Consider the following 17033-nt stretch of genomic DNA (forward strand, 5'->3'; position numbering starts at 1 on the left):
ATGAATACAAAGATATTTTCAACAGGATTATTAAGTACAGGATTTTTAGTGTTAACGGCGATATATGGTTGCGGGCACTCCGAATCGAAAGTGGCCCCCAAGAAAGAAAAAGAAGCTGTAATAGCAACGTTCGACCTTAAAAAAGAAAAACTATCCACAAAACTGAATTTACCCGGCGAATTAATTGCTTTGCAACAAGTAGATTTATACGCCAAAGTAAGCAGTTTTGTAAAAACCTTAAAAGTTGATATCGGATCTGAAGTAAGCAAAGGGCAGTTATTGATGACTTTGGAAGCACCAGAAATGAGTTCACAACTGGCTGCAACACAATCCCGGATAAAAGCACAGGAAGCCATATATACGGCAAGCAAAGCGAATTATAACCGTTTGTACGAAACCAGCAAAACGCCCGGAACGATTTCTAAAAATGATCTGGACCAGGCGATGGCAAAAAAGAACTCAGATTTAGCGCAACTTGAAGCAGCAAAAGCGGCCTATAAGGAAGTAAGCTCAGTTCAGGATTATTTAACCATCAGGGCACCGTTCAGCGGTGTTATCTCTGCCAGAAATGTAAATTTAGGTGCCTATGTCGGTCCAACAGGTAAAGGTTCTGATTTACCTTTATTTACTTTACAGGATCAGAGGAACCTGCGTTTGGCCGTTTCCATTCCAGAGGTTTATACTGGTTATTTAAAAGCTGGTGATGAAATTAGTTTCACAGTAAAATCTTTGCCCAGTCAAACTTTTAAAGCTAAAGTGAAACGTTTATCAGGTGCTTTAGATTTACGCCTACGCGCTGAGCGCATTGAAATGGACGTACCAAATGCATCGAAAATTTTATTGCCCGGAATGGTTGCCGAGGTCAATATTCCGCTTCCGGCCAATGCCGGTACATTTATTATTGCAAAAAAGGCTTTATTGGATACCAGTGAAGGACTATTTGTATTAAAAGTGGTGGATAACAAAGCCGTGAGGGTGGCGGTGAAGAAAGGTAGAGAAACGGACGATCAGGTTGAAATTTTTGGTAATTTAACAGAAGGTGACAAATTAGTTGCAGAACCTACCGAGGAAATGCACGAAGGAATGACGATTAAACATTAACTTTACGGGTATAAAGCACTTAAAATATGTCATCAAAAAATCAAGAGCTTTCTATACTACACAAAAAGGAAACATTAGAAGATTTCTATAATAAACTAAAAATCACGAGGCCAGAAATTCCAACGCCAAGCCTCGGAATGATTAATGATATTGGGCATTTTAATGTTTTTAACCGGGGCAATGTCTGCACTAACGTACCTTCTGCTTTTAGCCGGAGAGATTTTTACAAAATTTCGTTGATTATTGGTAATGGAATTTTGCATTATCCTGATGCACAGATCGAAATTAAAGAAAGGGCATTGTTGTTTACGAATCCGAATATTCCCTATTCATGGGAAAGTACCTCGCCAAAACCCGCTGGTTTCTTTTGTTTATTTACCGAAAATTTTATCCATAACCGTAATGAAACCCTGCGTGATTCTTTGTTGTGGCGCATAAACGATAGTCCGGTCATACATATTGATGAAGAACAGGAAGTAATGTTGAAAGATATTTTCAGTAAAATGATGAAAGAAATGGATGGTGATTACATCCATAAATACGATCTGTTAAGAAACTATGTGCAACTAATTGTTCATGAAGCATTGAAGGTTAAACCTCAGGATATTGTTTTTAAACAAAATAATGCTTCGGTACGTTTAACATCATTGTTTATCGAATTATTGGAAAGGCAGTTCCCCATCGGCTCTACAGAGCACATTTTGGAATTAAAAACAGCGCACGACTTTGCTTTGCGTCTGCTGGTGCATGTAAATCATTTAAATCATGCGGTAAAAGAAGTGACAGGCAAAACCACTTCTGAGCACATTTCGAGAAGAATAGCTACAGAGGCAGTTGCGCTGCTTAAACATACCGAATGGAATATTGCCCAGATTGCTTACTGTTTAGGTTTTGAATACCCTGCTAATTTCAATATATTTTTCAAACGCCAGATGCAGTGTACACCGAAAGGTTTTAGGGCAAATTAGTTGTAACCGATTCTAATAAAGACATCTCGTCACCCTGAACTTGTTTCAGTGTCTTATTCTTAACAATCTAATGATTTCCGCTAACGAGCGTTGAATAGGATATCGTTTACAACGATAAAATCGAGTAATTATTTTTGCACTCGTTTGGAAACGAGCGCAAGCATGAAAAATCTAATTCTATAAATTTTAGCTTCGCTGAGCCTTCGGGTTCTCGACTGCGTTGCACTATGCTCTAAAGAAGACATTAGGCATATTCAAAGGATTGTTGTTTCAATGCATTGTTATTGTATCATTTTATTTTACCACCCAAATATTATTGCTTCTATCCACATCTAACAAATATCCATAAGGATCAATTGCAATTGTTTTTGGTTTATGGTTAACTACAATCGACAGCCTGGTCTTATTTTGCCCGATGTGATGCTTTTGATAATAAATCGGCTTTGTATTGGTATCCCATTCACTTTCCAAATAATCAAAACAGGCTAAATCTATATCAAGATCAGGTAATTGCTTACTGCCATCACTTATTCTTTCAGTAGAAATTTCCAGGTCAACGCTATATTTTCCATCCTTCAAGGCTTTACAACGAATCAATTTGATCCCCAGATCGTAAGTCACTACCTCATTAAAACAATCCTTGATAAACTTTTTGTCTTTAGGTTGTGCCTGCTTTAAAAGTAAATTTACCAGATCGGCAGCTGTTGCTTTAGGCTTAGGGTATTTGTGTTCCACAATTAGTTGATGCAGTGCGGTGTTAAACTGCTGCTCACCCATCGTTTCTTTTAATGCATACATTATTAACCCACCCTTTTGATAATGTACATAAGGCTGATCTAAAGTTTTGGTGAGAGGCAATTCTTTTTTATCATTATTCCGGTTCAAAAAGTAGAGGTTATTATCGTAAGAAAGGTATTTTTTCAAATACATTTTGCCGAAAGTCTTTTCAATCAATACATTTTCGGTGTATTTAGCCAGCGATTCGGTGAGCATAGCATAACCTGCACCATCTGCAGGAGACAATATGTTTGCCCACCATTGATGTGCAGTTTCATGTGCAGTAATAGCGTAACTTTGATTGATAGCACCTTTCTGACTGTAATTGCCCAGAAAATTAATATTTTCTACACTAAAAATTACGCCTGGATAAGCTGTAGCAGCACCTTTATAATGTGGAATTTCGGCAACGGTTAAATGTTTCAACGCATATTTCTCAAAATGCGCGTTACCATAATCTAACGCATCACGAAGCGCTTTAAACATACTTTTTAGGTTATATTCCTGGCCAGGCTGATGATAAATACTCAAATCAATCCCCTTATAGCTTTCTTTTTTTATGGCATATTTTGCGCTGCTCAATGCAAACATGAAATTAACCGGAGCAGCAGTTTTGTATTTAAAATATTGCCGGTTATTAGCGATCCAACTTTTCTGCAAATCCCCTACAGTAATCACCTGCTGATCGACAGTGGTAGAAATAGTTGTTTCAAAGTTCACCAGATGGTACGTATTGTTGAATGGTGGCTTTGTGGCAACTTTAGGCAGACCTGCTTTTTTCCGTTCATGCTGATCATCACTTTCAAAGTTATAACAGTAACCCAAATTCGGTATAAATTTTTCCAGTTCGATGTAAGTACCATTATCGACTAAAGAATTTTCCGTATCGAAAATCGTAAATCCGTTCCTAATGACTTCAATAGAAAAATTCATTACGATTTCTTGATCGGGCTGTAATGGCTTCTTTAAAATCAGAAACTGTTGACTAAAAACTTCATCCCTTTCATCACTTTTAATTTCACTAATGTTTATGGAAAATGAATATACAGCGGGGCTAACAGAAGTCCAGATTTTGGTAATTGGCGCATTTGTTTCATTTTTAAGCAAGTACGTTCCCTCAACCGTATATTTTCCTTCTCCCGGATATAAATCCACATTGGTTTTAACCGCTTTGATTACAGGCTGAGGGAGATTTGCCAATGATTTATATTTGTGCTCATAAGCCAGGCGCCAAATTAATTGGGCCTCTTTATCTTTATATTTTCCAATGATGTTGCTTTGATGGAAAATGAACGCGCCGCAGAAAATCCACATCATCAGCGCAAAAACAGTCGTCCATTTATACTGCTTCAAGCTTCTGCCAATTAACATCAATCTTTCAACAATCTTTACTTCGATATTACGCTGCCACATTCCAATGGTTAAAATTGCAATAACAGTTGTAAAGGCCAACCAGTAAAGCATATACCAGTTAAAAGCTGTGGCATAATATCCAAAACCATTAAAATAAGAATGTTGGAGATCTGGAACAGTAGCAAAACGGAAAAGATAATGCGATATCCTAAACTTTTCCGCATAAGAAATCAGCAAAACAACCAACATGCTTAATACCATGCCGAGGTATTTATTTTTACTCAGATTCTGAACAAACATGATCAACACCACGAAAAGCAACATCGGGAAGGCACTGTAATAGTATAAAGTTAGATACAAAGGCCATTCGATGTGGAAATAACCATGACTAACCTGTAAAACAATACCAATCACAATATTTAACGTAACGAGGATAAAAACCAATGTAAACAAGCTGAAACTTTTTGCCATCCATAACACGGAATTCCGAACTGGGGTACCGTAAATTAATGCATGAATATTAACTGATTTTTCCCTGCTGATGCTTTCTGCAGCATAAAATAAGATCAGGATCAACCCAAATTTCATCGAACGCATTTCTTCGATAATCATACCGGTTGCCGGATAACTATGGATACCGTAAACACCACTGAACAATCGGTCTTTTAATTCAACACCATACAAAAACACCCAGAGTAAAAGCATTACCATAACCGGGATATTTTTAAACAGGAAGATCGCTTCTAATCTGAACTGCGTTTTAAATGTGCCGAAAACATAACGTACACCATTTGGCAAAACATTTAAAGCGCGATAGGGAATCAGTTTTATTTCTTCTTGTTTAACTGGCTTTAATTTTAATTGTGCCTGCTGTTGTACACGAAAATTGAACAAACAGTAGGTTACCAACATAATTAAACCGGTGAAACCCATCCACAATAACCTATTGAACAAAAAGATACCTTCTACCGGAAATAATAGCTGGTTGCGTTGAATAGCTGTCCAGGTTCGGGTTTCGCCAAAAAACGAAGCCAAAGCAAAAGGGTCTAAAAGTACGGGCAAAATATCAGTATTACCCGCTTTCATTGCTGAAGTAGCCAACAATGGCGAATTGCCAAATATCGAGGCTATCATGTATAAGATGTAAATCAGTACGCCTACTACGTAAATCACCCTGACACTTTTAGTTAATATAGCGGTACAAAACAATGCTCCTGAGGCAAACAGTACATTAGGAAAAGCAAAAGCCAAAAGTGGCTGCAAATAATAATTCAGGTGAAAGGTGCCCAAACGATCGGCATCGACGAATAAAGCGCCGATTAAAACCCCCAGGACCACAAATATATACTGACTAAAAACAACAAAGAACAATCCTAAAAACCTGATAAAAAAATAGTTGAATTTATTAACCGATGTAGTAAAAATAACCGCTTCCATCCTGAACATCGCATCTCTTAACACCACGTTCGCACTGAATATAGCACCAGAAAAGATGGAAAAAAGCGAAAGCAGGGCGATAATATTGGTAATGACATAAGGCGAATTTTTATGAACTTCTTCACCACCAAAGCCGCCCTGTACCACACAGAAATACCCTAGAACAAAAAATAAAAGCGCCGCAGCTTTAAACGATATCTGCCCGAAATGATATTTCAGCTCAAATTTTAGTAAATCTGGTATCATCTCATTGCCTCCATGTTTAAATTCACTACGCCAGATAATGAAGAAAAATAAACCTCTTCCAAACCTGGGTAAACAGATTCGAAACCTGCTGAGGGTAATTGATCTGCCAGTACAAATACATGCAACTTACCCGAAATAACCCTGGTAGAAATTACATTGAAAATGGAGGAATATTGAGCCAGCTCTACCTTATCAATTGCCTTTCGCCAGATTTTTCCATCTAATTTTTCGATCAGTGCTGAAGGTTTACCTTGTAAAATCAATTTTCCATTAGCCATCACTGCCATTTCAGCACAGAGATCATTCACATCCTCCACAATATGCGTAGACAGGATCACTACCCGATTGGCGCCAATTTCACTCAACAGATCGTGGAACCTGTTTCTTTCCTGTGGATCAAGCCCTGCGGTGGGCTCATCAACAATAATCAACTGCGGGTTACCCAATAAAGCCTGTGCAATTCCGAAACGCTGTCGCATACCACCAGAAAAAGTACTGACAGCTCTCTTCCTAACTTCAAATAAATTGGTCTGTTGCAGCAATGATATTACCTGCTCCCTTCGTTCACTCTTATTTTGCATCCCTTTTAAAATCGCAAGGTGATTTAATAAATCTATTGCTGAAATATGAGGATACACACCAAAATCCTGTGGCAGATATCCCAATTTGTTGCGCATCTCCTGCGGATTCTGCAATACATCATTTCCATCAAAATAAACGCAACCGACATCTGGCAGTTGTAACGTAGCAAGCGTACGCATAAGTGAAGATTTACCAGCTCCATTAGGGCCCAGTAAACCAAACATTCCATTTGCAATATTTAGCGTAACATCATGAAGGGCCTTTACCCCATTTTGATAAGATTTTGTAAGTTGCTGTATTTTAAGTCGTACCATATTAAGTAGTTAAGATGGCCGCAAATTAGGCTGATGAAACCAGTCTGTTAAATTAAAGTGACAAAGGAAGCAGAAATGATGATGAAAGGAATAATGAATAGCGATGCGCCTTTCATCATGAAAAATATGCCTTTCATCATCTAAATTTTTCATGGACTTCAAACTTTCTTAATTTTAAAAATTGTATAAAAGATTGGTCACTATGATATGGTCAGGCTGAGTGAAGTTGAAGCCTTTTAAAATTAGATTACTCAAAAAAGGTTACCCTTCGACTCCGCTCAAGGTGACATCTTTTTTTAAATAATATTATCCTATTTTAACAAAATGCCCAGCACAAAAAATTTAAGCAGTCATTATAAATACCAGGACTTTTTCATATTTCTTGGCCTGTTGTTGTGGATAGCTATATTTAATACTTACCACTTAACCAGCAAAATTTGGCTTAACTATGTCAGCTGCATTTTGGGATTAGGTTTTTGTTTACTTCCTATTCTCGTTTTTTCTTTTCTTAAAGTCAGACTAAAAAACGTCTTAACTCGAAATCGATACGTTGCCTGTTGGTGCACTTGCTTCTTCATCCTGCTTCCGGTTTTTACTGATCTTGCATTTTACCTGCAAATTGCGCAGCTTGACCGTACCGTTTTTATTTCAACAGCCTTGGCAGCAGTTAGCCTCGAAATGATGTTGATTGCCAATCAATATTACCAGAAAAAAGTGCAGCACATTAAATGGATTAAAAAAATCGGCCTGGAGCATGCAGTACTCATCACCATTATTTTACTTGCTGCAACCATTTCCATAATGGCTGTTTCAAGTTTAGACAACCCCATTTACCAAAGAAAAGGATTCCGCTTAGTTGGTTTCGAATTTAATATTGAAATGCTGCTGCGTAATTTTGGAACATTTTTAGGCTTCTTTTCGCAATTTCTGATCATGTATTTATGCGGATACCTTCTTTTTCTGATCAATAGCCGTTTACTGGTATCTAAAATCCTCAAAGAAAAAGGACTGCTCATTTATTTGTTAACACTTTCTACTACCGTTGCAGTGCTGTATCCCCTATTAGCACAATTATTAATTTTACTACCCATTAACACGGTTTTTGGCCGGAGCATATTTGTAAATAATGCCTTTGAGCTTGAAAATGCATTTGGGGCCTTTGCCATTATGCTCATCAGCTTACCCGTAGTTTTGGCAATGCAATGGGGCAAACAGAACAATAAAATCCTTTCTTTAGAGAAGGAAAAATCACAGCATGAACTCGATTTACTCAAACAACAACTTAATCCTCATTTTTTCTTTAATACGCTGAATAACCTTTATGCCTTAAGTTTGCAAAAATCTGATAAAACGCCCGAAAGTATTTTACAGCTATCAGAACTGATGCGCTATACCATTTATAAAGGGCAGGAAAAATCAGTTAAGCTATCGCAGGAAATTGATTATATTAATGATTACATTCAATTGCAACAAATCCGTTTGCAAAAAACCTTACATTTTGAATTTGATAAACAGGTTACCGATGATCAGATTGAGATCGTTCCTCTTCTACTGATTGTATTTGTAGAGAATGCATTTAAACATGGTATTGAACCTGCTGAAAACGAAGCTTCTCTAAAACTAACGCTAACCGCTAACCACACGGTTCTCTTTTTCTCCTGCGAAAATTCATTTGATCCTGAAGAAAAGACCGATCATAAGGGGATTGGGATTGATAATTTAAGAAAAAGACTTGAATTACTTTATCCTAACCGCTATACATTGCATATCACCTCCGTTGGTCATATCTTTAAGGCAGAACTTAAACTTCAGCTAACATGAGCTTACGTTGCTTAATAGTGGATGATGAACCGCTTGCACATGGTGTAATTACTGAATATGCAAAAGATATTCCATTTATTAACATCGTTGGCAATTGTTATCGTGCTACAGCAGCATTGGATTTTTTAAGTAAACAACCAGTGGATTTAATTTTCCTGGATATCCGGATGCCAAAATTAAATGGTTTGGATTTTTTAAAGACTTTAGCACACAAACCTCTTGTAATTATAACTTCTGCATACGAAGAATACGCTTTATCAGGTTTTGATCTGGCCGTTTGCGATTACCTTTTAAAACCCTTCAGGCTCGAGCGTTTTTTAAAAGCGGTTAACCGTGCACTTGAATTGCACAACCTTAAAAAGCAAACAGCTACAACTAGTGAAATTGAAAAAATTCCGACTAAAAACAATGGACAAATCTCTCTTAAGGTTGATAAAAAGCACATCCTGATCAAAATAGATGAAATACAATATCTGGAAAGCCTGGGTAATTATGTAAAAGTTTGGAAAAACGGTGATTTTCTGCTCACCCCCAGAACGTTGGCCAGTTTTGAAGACCAGTTGTCAACAGATTTCATCCGAATTCATAAATCTTTTATGCTTAACAAAAAATATGTCGATTATTTAGAGGGAAATACCATTGTGCTTAAAAATGGTCAGCATGTACCTATTGGTAAAAATTTTAAGGGCATGATCAAACAGCTACTCAATATTGAAGATTAACCATTAACCGATCTTTAACCAACCCGTAATGCTCATCCGCTGTTTATGGGTGATGAGTACTTCATGTGCCAGGTCAGAACTTTTAAAAAAAACACTTTTACCGCTGTCAGGTGAGATATTCTGTTCTTCATCCGCACGATAAATGCGCAACTCACCGCCATCTTCTTTTTTCCAATCGGTATTTAAATACATAATCATCGAGTATTGCCTGCACCCGTTATGCTGGAACTGATCGATATGTTTTTTGTAAAAAGTACCCGGTTCATATAGTGTATAATGAAATTCGTAACCAGTGATGCCGGTATAACAGGTACGGTTCAGATAAGCCACAAATCCGTCCATCAGATCGAAAAAATCATTTTCGTATTGATTTTCATGTTTTCTATCCAGCCAGTAAATCACATCACTCCTGATCCGTTTATCCTCATGAACAAGCACATCATTCCCCACGCCGGCATTTAAAAACTTTTTATTTTCAAATAAGGCAATCAGGTTTTCTTTAAGATGTGCAGATAAAGATGCACTTAAAAATCCCTCCACAACACCAACTTTATCTTCGATAAAACTATCTATCAGGCAATCAAATATTTTTTCCAACTGATGGGTTTAATCTTAAAACAGCATGCCTAAGGTTGGTAAGGTAGTCTTATTTAATGACTAAGATGTCAATTTAAAAATTTATATTTAGTCCCCCAAAACCAATATCCCCATGCAGCATCTCTTTCCCGCACAATACTCCACTTTATCAGCCGCTGCGTTAAAAAATTATTTAATTGAAGCTTATCAGTTAGATCCAGGTACGACCTGCCGGTTGCTCATTAGAAACGTAAGTGATACCTATATCCTGGAAAATCAGAACCATAAATATATCTTCAAAATTTATCGTGATGCGCACCGCAAACGCAACGAAATTGAAGCTGAAGTAGAATTGCTGAACATTTTAAAAGCCAATGGACATTCGGTTTCCTATCCTATTAAAGACGCACGAGGAAAACAGATACAGCAGTTTAATGCTATAGAGGGTTTAAGAAATGGCGTATTGCTTTCTTATGCACCTGGAAAAGTAATTTTAGACCTTGAGGATCGGCACCTGATTCAGTTAGGAAGTGATATCGCTAAATTACATCAAAGCACCTCTTCAATAAAACTGAAACATCCGAGGCCAACATTCAACTTCGAAACGACCTTATTTAAGCCTTTAAAAGACCTTGAATCTCATTTTTCAGAAATGCAAGAAGAATATGAATATTTAAGAAACATTTCAGAAAAAGTAGTTCAGAAGTTTAAAGAATTTGATACCTCAAAATTCAGTTATGGCTATTGTCACTATGATTTCTTCCCTAAAAATTTCCATTTTGATGAACAGGAAAAAATTACCTTTTTTGATTTCGATTTTGCAGGAGAGGGCTACCTGATTAACGATTTAATGTCATTCCTTAACCACTATTTCTTCCATCAATTGAATAACCTGATTTCCAAAGAACAGGCAGAAAAGGATTTCGATATTTTTTTAAATGCCTACCAAAAAGTTAGGCCATTAACTGCTGATGAATTAAAAGCCATTCCTTATCTGGGCATTACCTTTCATATTTTCTTTTTAAAATTCTTTTATGATCATTACGATGATTGGTCTAATATTTTTTTAACCCCCCGATATACGAAACACCGTGTAACGCTAATTAAAAAATGGGAAAATATGTATTGTAACTTTTAGGCAATGCGACCTTAAATCTCAACACGCTTTTTTATCTTGTCCGGTAATTCAAAAATCAATAAGATGGACCAGAAAATAATCAACCTTTACGATGAGTACACCCACAGTCAGATCGGGAGAAAAGATTTTATGAAAAAGCTGGCCGTACTGGCTGGCAGCACGGCGTTGGCCATGACCATTTTGCCCATGCTCGAAAATAATTATGCGGCAGCAGCCGATTTTAGCAGTGATGACATTGAGGTTGAAAACATTACCTACATGGGTGTTGATGGTGAAATGAAAGCAGTTTTAGCTAAGCCAAAAAATAAAAAGAATTTGGGCTGCGTACTGGTTATTCACGAAAACAGGGGCTTAAATCCACATATTATTGATGTAACCAAACGTATGGCTGCTGAAGGTTTTCTGGCTTTGGGCGTTGATGCCCTTTCACCACTTGGCGGAACGCCGGCTGATGAAGATAAAGCACGCGAGCTGATTGGTCAATTAGATGCCGAAAAAAACCTGCAGAACTATTTAAGGGCACTTGATTATTTACGCAAGAGAAAAGATGGCAATGGTAAAGTAGGTTGTGTTGGCTTTTGCTGGGGCGGTGGAATGGCCAATAAATTAGCGGTTAACGATCCTAAACTACAAGCTGCTGTCGCTTATTATGGTGCGCAGGCTAATGCTGCTGATGTTCCCAAAATTAAAGCGAGTTTAATGCTGCATTACGCCGGTTTGGATGAACGGATTAATGCCGGAATCCCAGCTTACGAGCAAGCTTTAAAAGACAATAAGATTAATTACAAAATTTATATCTATGACGGTGTCAATCATGCATTTAACAACAATACTTCGCCCACCAGGTATAACGAAGCCGCTGCAAAACTGGCCTGGGGCAGAACAATTGATTTGTTTAAACATAAATTGGCGGTGTTAACGAGGTAGTAAGTTAAACCACAATAGCTCCTTCATTTCGAATAAAGCATAGCAGAACGGAGAAATCTTTTAAAGTTGCTAGAGCTAACTTGAGTCCGAAGATTTCTCCACTGCGGTCAAAATAACGATTTTTTCCTATTAATTATTCGACTAGAAAGGAGTACCTCTAGTTCCGTCATTTCGACTGAAGTGCAGCGGAAAGGAGAAATCTTTAAAGTTACTAAAACATGGTTCAAAGATTTCTCCGCTGCGGTCGAAATGACGATTTTTTCTAGTAATTATTCGACTAGAACGGAGTAAATCTAGTTCCGTCATTTCGACTGAAGTGCAGCGGAAAGGAGAAATCTTTTAAAGTTACTAAAACATGGTTTTCGAGCGGAGCGCGGCGAAGTCGAGATCCTGAAGGCTAAGCGAAGCTAAATCTTTTAAAGTTACTAAAACATGGTTTTCGAGCGCAGCGCGGCGAAGTCGAGATCCTGAAGTCTAAGCGAAGCTAAATCTTTTAAGTTGCTAAAAGCATGGCTCAAGTATTTTTCCACTATGGTCGAAATGATGATTTTTCTTCCTAAATTCATCGACATGGAACGAGGAGGGTGTATTTACATCATGAGCAATTACCAAAGAACAACTTTATACATTGGTGTAACTTCTGATTTAAGGGGCCGTATTTACGAGCATCAAAATAAAGTTTATCCCAAATCCTTTACTTCAAAGTATAACCTGACACTTTGTGTGTACTATGAAGTTTATACATCTATAGAAGAGGCAATCGATCGGGAAAAGCAATTAAAAAAAATGGAATAGAGCGAAAAAAGATACATTAATTGATAACTTCAATAAAAGTTGGGATGACTTAACAAATATTATAAATGAATGGGAAGATTAAGAATTCTTTAAAATATATACATCATTTAAAGCAGGATTACTAGTAGGTCCGTTATTTCCTTTGGTTTATCAAACTGATTTTTTCTTCCCAATAGTATTAGAAGAAAGATTGGTAAGCGTTTAAATAAAAGGCAGAGTGAACATTCGTCATTTCGACTGAAGCGCAGCGGAACGGAGAAATCTTTTAAAGTTGCTAGAGCTAACTTGAGTCCGAAGATTTCTCCACTGCTGTCGAAATAACGATTTTTTCCTATTAATTATTCGACTAGAAAGGAGTACCTCTAGTTCCGTCATTTTCTTTAGTTTATTAAACTGATTTTTTCTTCCCAATAGTATTATAAGAAGATGGATTGGTAAGCGTTTAAATAAAAGGCAGAGTGAACATTCGTCATTTCGACTGAAGCGCAGCGGAATGGAGAAATCTTTTAAAGTTGCTAGAGCTAACTTAAGTCCAAAGATTTCTCCACTACGGTCGAAATGACGATCTTTTCCTAATAATTATTCGAATAGAAAGAAGTACCTCTAGTTCCGTCATTTTCTTTAGTTTATCAAACTGATTTTTTTCTTCCCAATAGTATTATAAGAAGAAGGATTGGTAAGCGTTTAAATAAAAGGCAGAGTGAACATTCGTCATTTCGACTGAAGCGCAGCGGAACGGAGAAATCTTTTAAAGTTGCTGGAGCTAACTTAAGTCCAAAGATTTCTCCACTACGGTCGAAATGACGATTTTTTCCAGTAATTATTCAACTGGAAAGGAGTACCAGTAATTTCTTCATTTCAAGCGGAGCGCGGCTAAGTCGAGATCCTGAAGGCTAAACGAAGCGAAATCTTTAAAGTTGCTAAAAAAATGGTTCAAAGATTTCTCCACTACGGTCTAAATGAAGTTACCGTCAGAGATTTCCCATGGACATTTCTCCATCCGATCCTAAAACAAATCCGTCTTCAGCATGGTCTTCAAAATATTTGATTGAACATCAAAATTATTGAGGTGGTTCAGGAAATTGATATCTGATATTTTACCATAACTATCTTCCAGTAAATGAACAACTTCATTCGGGATGGCAGTTTTTAAAACTGCTGCGTTACTTTTTAATTTATCGTTTTTATACTGCAGTTCCTGTACAATCCGCTCCCGTTCTGAAAGGTTATTCGTCATGTCCAGGTCTTTCAAAATGGTTAAATCGCAGAACAGGAATAGGTTTCTACTTGGAAAAAACAGGTAACAATGGTCTTCATCTAAAAATTTATAAACTTCAATCACTAACTCGCCTGATTTTAAACCCATATAAAATTCGGTCCGGAAATCGTTTTTACAAAGCTTGCCCATCAATTTTTTCTCGATGGTTGCATATATGTTTGTATACACCTGCTTACCCTGAAAATCAATCAGTTTGGAAAATTGATCTGTAGTGAGATCGAAATAAAAATCGTTGGCGTATTTGGAACTAAAAACGTTGATATTTTTTGAAAAGGGAAAATCTGAACTCAGATCAGACAATACGCTGAACAGTTTCCGCAGCGATAAGTTAATTTTAAGCGATTGTTTCTGCTTATCCTGCTGAAAACTTTTCTGGTCAACGAGCGTTCCCGCCATTCGACCGATCAGTTCTTCATTCAGGTCAATTTCATCGTAGATGAGCGATACGTTTTTCTCGTTACTCTTTTTGATCTTTCTGAGCAGTTCGATTACACTATCGGTAAATTGTAGATGGAAAAGATCTAATTTTTCGATCTCGAGTTCTTCATTATTGGCAAAAAGCTGGTGAATAACCTGGCTACGTAAGTAGATCTTATAAATTACCTCATCATCAAAAAACACAGAGAGCAACTGTAAACGGTTGATCTCTGCGCTTGATTTTTTGAGAATATTTAAACGGTATTCATCCATACTTTAATTAATTCACCCTCGTTACGTTCTTTTTCAACTCTGCTTCCAAAGTTTTAAGTTCGCCATCTAACACACGTCTGCTTTGTGCACCAGCCTCATGGATCTGTTTCACCTCGTTAAGCGTTTCAATCAATGAGGATGTGGTACGTTTTAGGGTTTCCAAAGATACCACAGTTTTTTCATTTTCTTTGGCCACATCAATACTATTCTGTTTTAGCATCTCGGCATTTTTCTGCAAAATGGTATTGGTCGTATCCGAAATTTTCTTCTGCATCTCTACATTGGCCTTTTGCCTTTGTAGAGCCACCGCAATAGTTAATTGATTTTTCCATACCGGAATGGTTGTAGAAACAATCGACTGCGCTTTTTCTGCAATGGAAGTATTGTTGTTCTGCACCACACGAATCTGCGCTAACGATTGCAACATGATGAAACGCACAATCTTCATATCGGCCAGTCTTTTATCCAAGCGGCTAATAAAATCCCTCAAATCGGCAATTTCATAATCCTGATAATCGGCCGGGCGACCTTCCATTTCGGCCAGTTTAATACTTAGTTCGTTGTATTTTAACTGTCCGGCAATAATGAGTTCCTCCATCTGGTGGATATAACCCACATTGCTATCGAACATGGTTTGCAGCGAACTGTTATCTTTAATTGAATTCAACCTTCCAGCCTTGATTTTGTTGGTAATTTTATCAATATTATTGACCACCACATCATATTTCTGGAAAAGCTTTTTCACATCAACCACTAAATTTTTCAAGAACGGAATCTTCGAGATAAAACTCTTAAAACCGCTCTGTTCCAGTTCAGATACATTGATATAATTCAGTTCAGTTAGCAGTTCGTTAATTAAACCGCCAACTTCGCCGCTGTTGTAGGTTCGTACAGATGATAAAAAATCGTTACTGTATTTTTCCATGGAGTTTTGGGCATCGCTTCCATAATTCAGGATCGAATTGACATCCGATGGTTCTAACGATTTCCCAATTTCCTTATATTTAGTTGTTTCCTCGGCTGTTATTTTTTCGAGGTCAACATTTCCGTCCTTATCCAGTTTAACCGGAGTAAGGGCCTGAGTAACGTTTGGGTTGGTTTCCATAGTTTGATTAATGACCAGCTTTACGGCTTATAAATAGTTTTGAGTTACGGTTTTAACGGTATCTTCCAGTTTTCTATCTCTGGTTGGTTCGCCAATGGCATTAAATTTCCATTCGCCGTTTTTCTTATAAAAAACACCCATTACCATAGATACGTGGCCTGCAAAATTGGCTCCGTTAGCAATGTCGAATTTGGCAAAAACCTCATTTACGCGTTTCGTTGTACCTTCATAAATGCGAATGGAAGCAAAAGGAATGGTACCAAAATCATGACCTCTAAAACTGTTCAATACAAAGGCAACATAATTTACATTGGCATCCAACTGTGAAAAATCAATGGTGATGATCTCGTTATCCAAACCATCATCGCCACCCATATCGCCAGTTAAATCATCTCCACTGTGTTTTACAGAGCCATTTTTAGATTTAAGGTTACCAAAGTATACGACCTCTAAAAGCTGTTTGTTTTCGTTGTATAAAGCACAGCTCGCGTCTAAATCTACGGCCTCTTTTGATGATCCGAAGCCGAATAATCCTTTCTTTTCAATTGCGCCCCAGTTTATCCCTACACAAGCTTGCTGAAGTGTACTCCCATTGCTTTTTTCCAGACTGATCCGTTGTCCTTTTTGAAGATTGATTGCCATAATATTATTGATATTTGTTTAAATAATCCTGTAAACCACCTTTCATGCCTACACCAACAGCTTCAAATTTCCATTTGCCCTCGCGTTTGTAAATCCTGCCGAACTCTACTGCTGTTTCGATAGAGAAATCTTCTTCTAATTCGTATTTCAAAATTACTTCATTGCTTACCGCATCAAAAATACGGATGAAAGAATTTCTAACCTGACCAAAATTCTGTCTTCTGCTTTCTGCCTCATGAATGGTTACCACAATGCAGATCTCATTTACTTTGGAATCAATTTTGGTTAAGTCAATTTTAATCTGCTCATCATCACCATCGCCGTCACCTGTTAAATTATCGCCGGTATGTTCTACTGCTCCGTCTGGTGAAACCAGGTTGTTGTAAAACACAAAATTTTCGTCAGAAATTAATTTTTTCTGATCGTTTAATATAAAAATTGAAGCATCTAAATCGAATGCAGAACCTGTTGAAGAGCTGTTGGTATCCCAACCTAAACCTATTGTAAATTTAGGTGCATCGATATTTTCACGCTGCCCCTTTTGCAAATTAATAGCCATA

At 37.3% G+C, this 17033-nt stretch carries 14 protein-coding genes; 7 read left to right on the forward strand and 7 right to left on the reverse strand.

From position 1 onward, the window contains the following. Nucleotides 1–1101 (forward strand): efflux RND transporter periplasmic adaptor subunit, encoded by a 1101-nt coding sequence (locus ABEG20_RS10005; protein WP_406827225.1) that lies wholly within the window; start codon nucleotides 1–3, stop codon nucleotides 1099–1101. Between the two features lie 26 nt (nucleotides 1102–1127). Further along, nucleotides 1128–2069, forward strand: coding sequence for a helix-turn-helix domain-containing protein (locus ABEG20_RS10010; protein WP_406827226.1), 942 nt, complete (start codon nucleotides 1128–1130; stop codon nucleotides 2067–2069). Nucleotides 2070–2363: 294 nt separating this feature from the next. On the opposite strand, the gene ABEG20_RS10015 is transcribed toward ABEG20_RS10010, so the two are convergent. Continuing rightward, complete coding sequence (locus tag ABEG20_RS10015; protein WP_406827227.1) at nucleotides 2364–5882, reverse strand: M1 family aminopeptidase; 3519 nt, start codon at nucleotides 5880–5882, stop codon at nucleotides 2364–2366. Beyond that, nucleotides 5879–6778 (reverse strand): ABC transporter ATP-binding protein, encoded by a 900-nt coding sequence (locus ABEG20_RS10020; RefSeq protein ID WP_406827228.1) that lies wholly within the window; start codon nucleotides 6776–6778, stop codon nucleotides 5879–5881. Before ABEG20_RS10020 ends, ABEG20_RS10015 begins: the two co-directional genes overlap by 4 nt. A 657-nt stretch (nucleotides 6779–7435) precedes the next feature. On the opposite strand from ABEG20_RS10020, the gene ABEG20_RS10025 reads away from it, so the two are divergent. Then, on the forward strand, nucleotides 7436–8599 hold the full coding sequence (locus tag ABEG20_RS10025) for a sensor histidine kinase (RefSeq protein ID WP_406827229.1): 1164 nt from the start codon (nucleotides 7436–7438) through the stop codon (nucleotides 8597–8599). Then, the gene (locus ABEG20_RS10030; protein WP_406827230.1) at nucleotides 8596–9321 is read left to right on the forward strand and encodes a LytR/AlgR family response regulator transcription factor; all 726 of its coding nucleotides are present in this window, start codon (nucleotides 8596–8598) and stop codon (nucleotides 9319–9321) included. Before ABEG20_RS10025 ends, ABEG20_RS10030 begins: the two co-directional genes overlap by 4 nt. 3 nt (nucleotides 9322–9324) lie before the next feature. Here ABEG20_RS10030 and ABEG20_RS10035 read toward each other — a convergent pair whose 3' ends face one another. Then, nucleotides 9325–9918 (reverse strand): 2OG-Fe(II) oxygenase, encoded by a 594-nt coding sequence (locus ABEG20_RS10035; RefSeq protein WP_406827231.1) that lies wholly within the window; start codon nucleotides 9916–9918, stop codon nucleotides 9325–9327. 112 nt (nucleotides 9919–10030) lie between these two features. Between ABEG20_RS10035 and ABEG20_RS10040 the strand changes: the two genes are divergently transcribed. The 3 genes from ABEG20_RS10040 to ABEG20_RS10050 all read left to right on the forward strand — a co-directional run bounded on the left by ABEG20_RS10040 (nucleotide 10031) and on the right by ABEG20_RS10050 (nucleotide 12757). After that, the gene (locus ABEG20_RS10040) at nucleotides 10031–11035 is read left to right on the forward strand and encodes a phosphotransferase enzyme family protein (protein ID WP_406827232.1); all 1005 of its coding nucleotides are present in this window, start codon (nucleotides 10031–10033) and stop codon (nucleotides 11033–11035) included. A gap of 63 nt (nucleotides 11036–11098) precedes the next feature. Next, nucleotides 11099–11962, forward strand: coding sequence for a dienelactone hydrolase family protein (locus tag ABEG20_RS10045; RefSeq protein ID WP_406827233.1), 864 nt, complete (start codon nucleotides 11099–11101; stop codon nucleotides 11960–11962). Between the two features lie 570 nt (nucleotides 11963–12532). Continuing rightward, complete coding sequence (locus ABEG20_RS10050; RefSeq protein WP_406827234.1) at nucleotides 12533–12757, forward strand: GIY-YIG nuclease family protein; 225 nt, start codon at nucleotides 12533–12535, stop codon at nucleotides 12755–12757. A gap of 1006 nt (nucleotides 12758–13763) precedes the next feature. Here the strand turns inward: ABEG20_RS10050 and ABEG20_RS10055 are convergent. The 4 genes from ABEG20_RS10055 to ABEG20_RS10070 are packed head-to-tail and all read right to left on the reverse strand — an operon-like array spanning nucleotide 13764 to nucleotide 17032. Beyond that, the gene (locus tag ABEG20_RS10055; RefSeq protein ID WP_406827235.1) at nucleotides 13764–14726 is read right to left on the reverse strand and encodes a hypothetical protein; all 963 of its coding nucleotides are present in this window, start codon (nucleotides 14724–14726) and stop codon (nucleotides 13764–13766) included. 7 nt (nucleotides 14727–14733) lie between these two features. Then, on the reverse strand, nucleotides 14734–15831 hold the full coding sequence (locus ABEG20_RS10060) for a toxic anion resistance protein (RefSeq protein WP_406827236.1): 1098 nt from the start codon (nucleotides 15829–15831) through the stop codon (nucleotides 14734–14736). A 27-nt stretch (nucleotides 15832–15858) separates the two neighbouring features. Then, nucleotides 15859–16473, reverse strand: a complete 615-nt coding sequence (locus ABEG20_RS10065; RefSeq protein ID WP_406827237.1) for a TerD family protein — start codon at nucleotides 16471–16473, stop codon at nucleotides 15859–15861. A 4-nt stretch (nucleotides 16474–16477) separates the two neighbouring features. Then, nucleotides 16478–17032 (reverse strand): TerD family protein, encoded by a 555-nt coding sequence (locus ABEG20_RS10070; RefSeq protein ID WP_406827238.1) that lies wholly within the window; start codon nucleotides 17030–17032, stop codon nucleotides 16478–16480. Nucleotide 17033: the final 1 nt, after the last annotated feature.

The organism is Pedobacter sp. KACC 23697 (assembly GCF_045348445.1).
GTDB lineage: Bacteria > Bacteroidota > Bacteroidia > Sphingobacteriales > Sphingobacteriaceae > Pedobacter.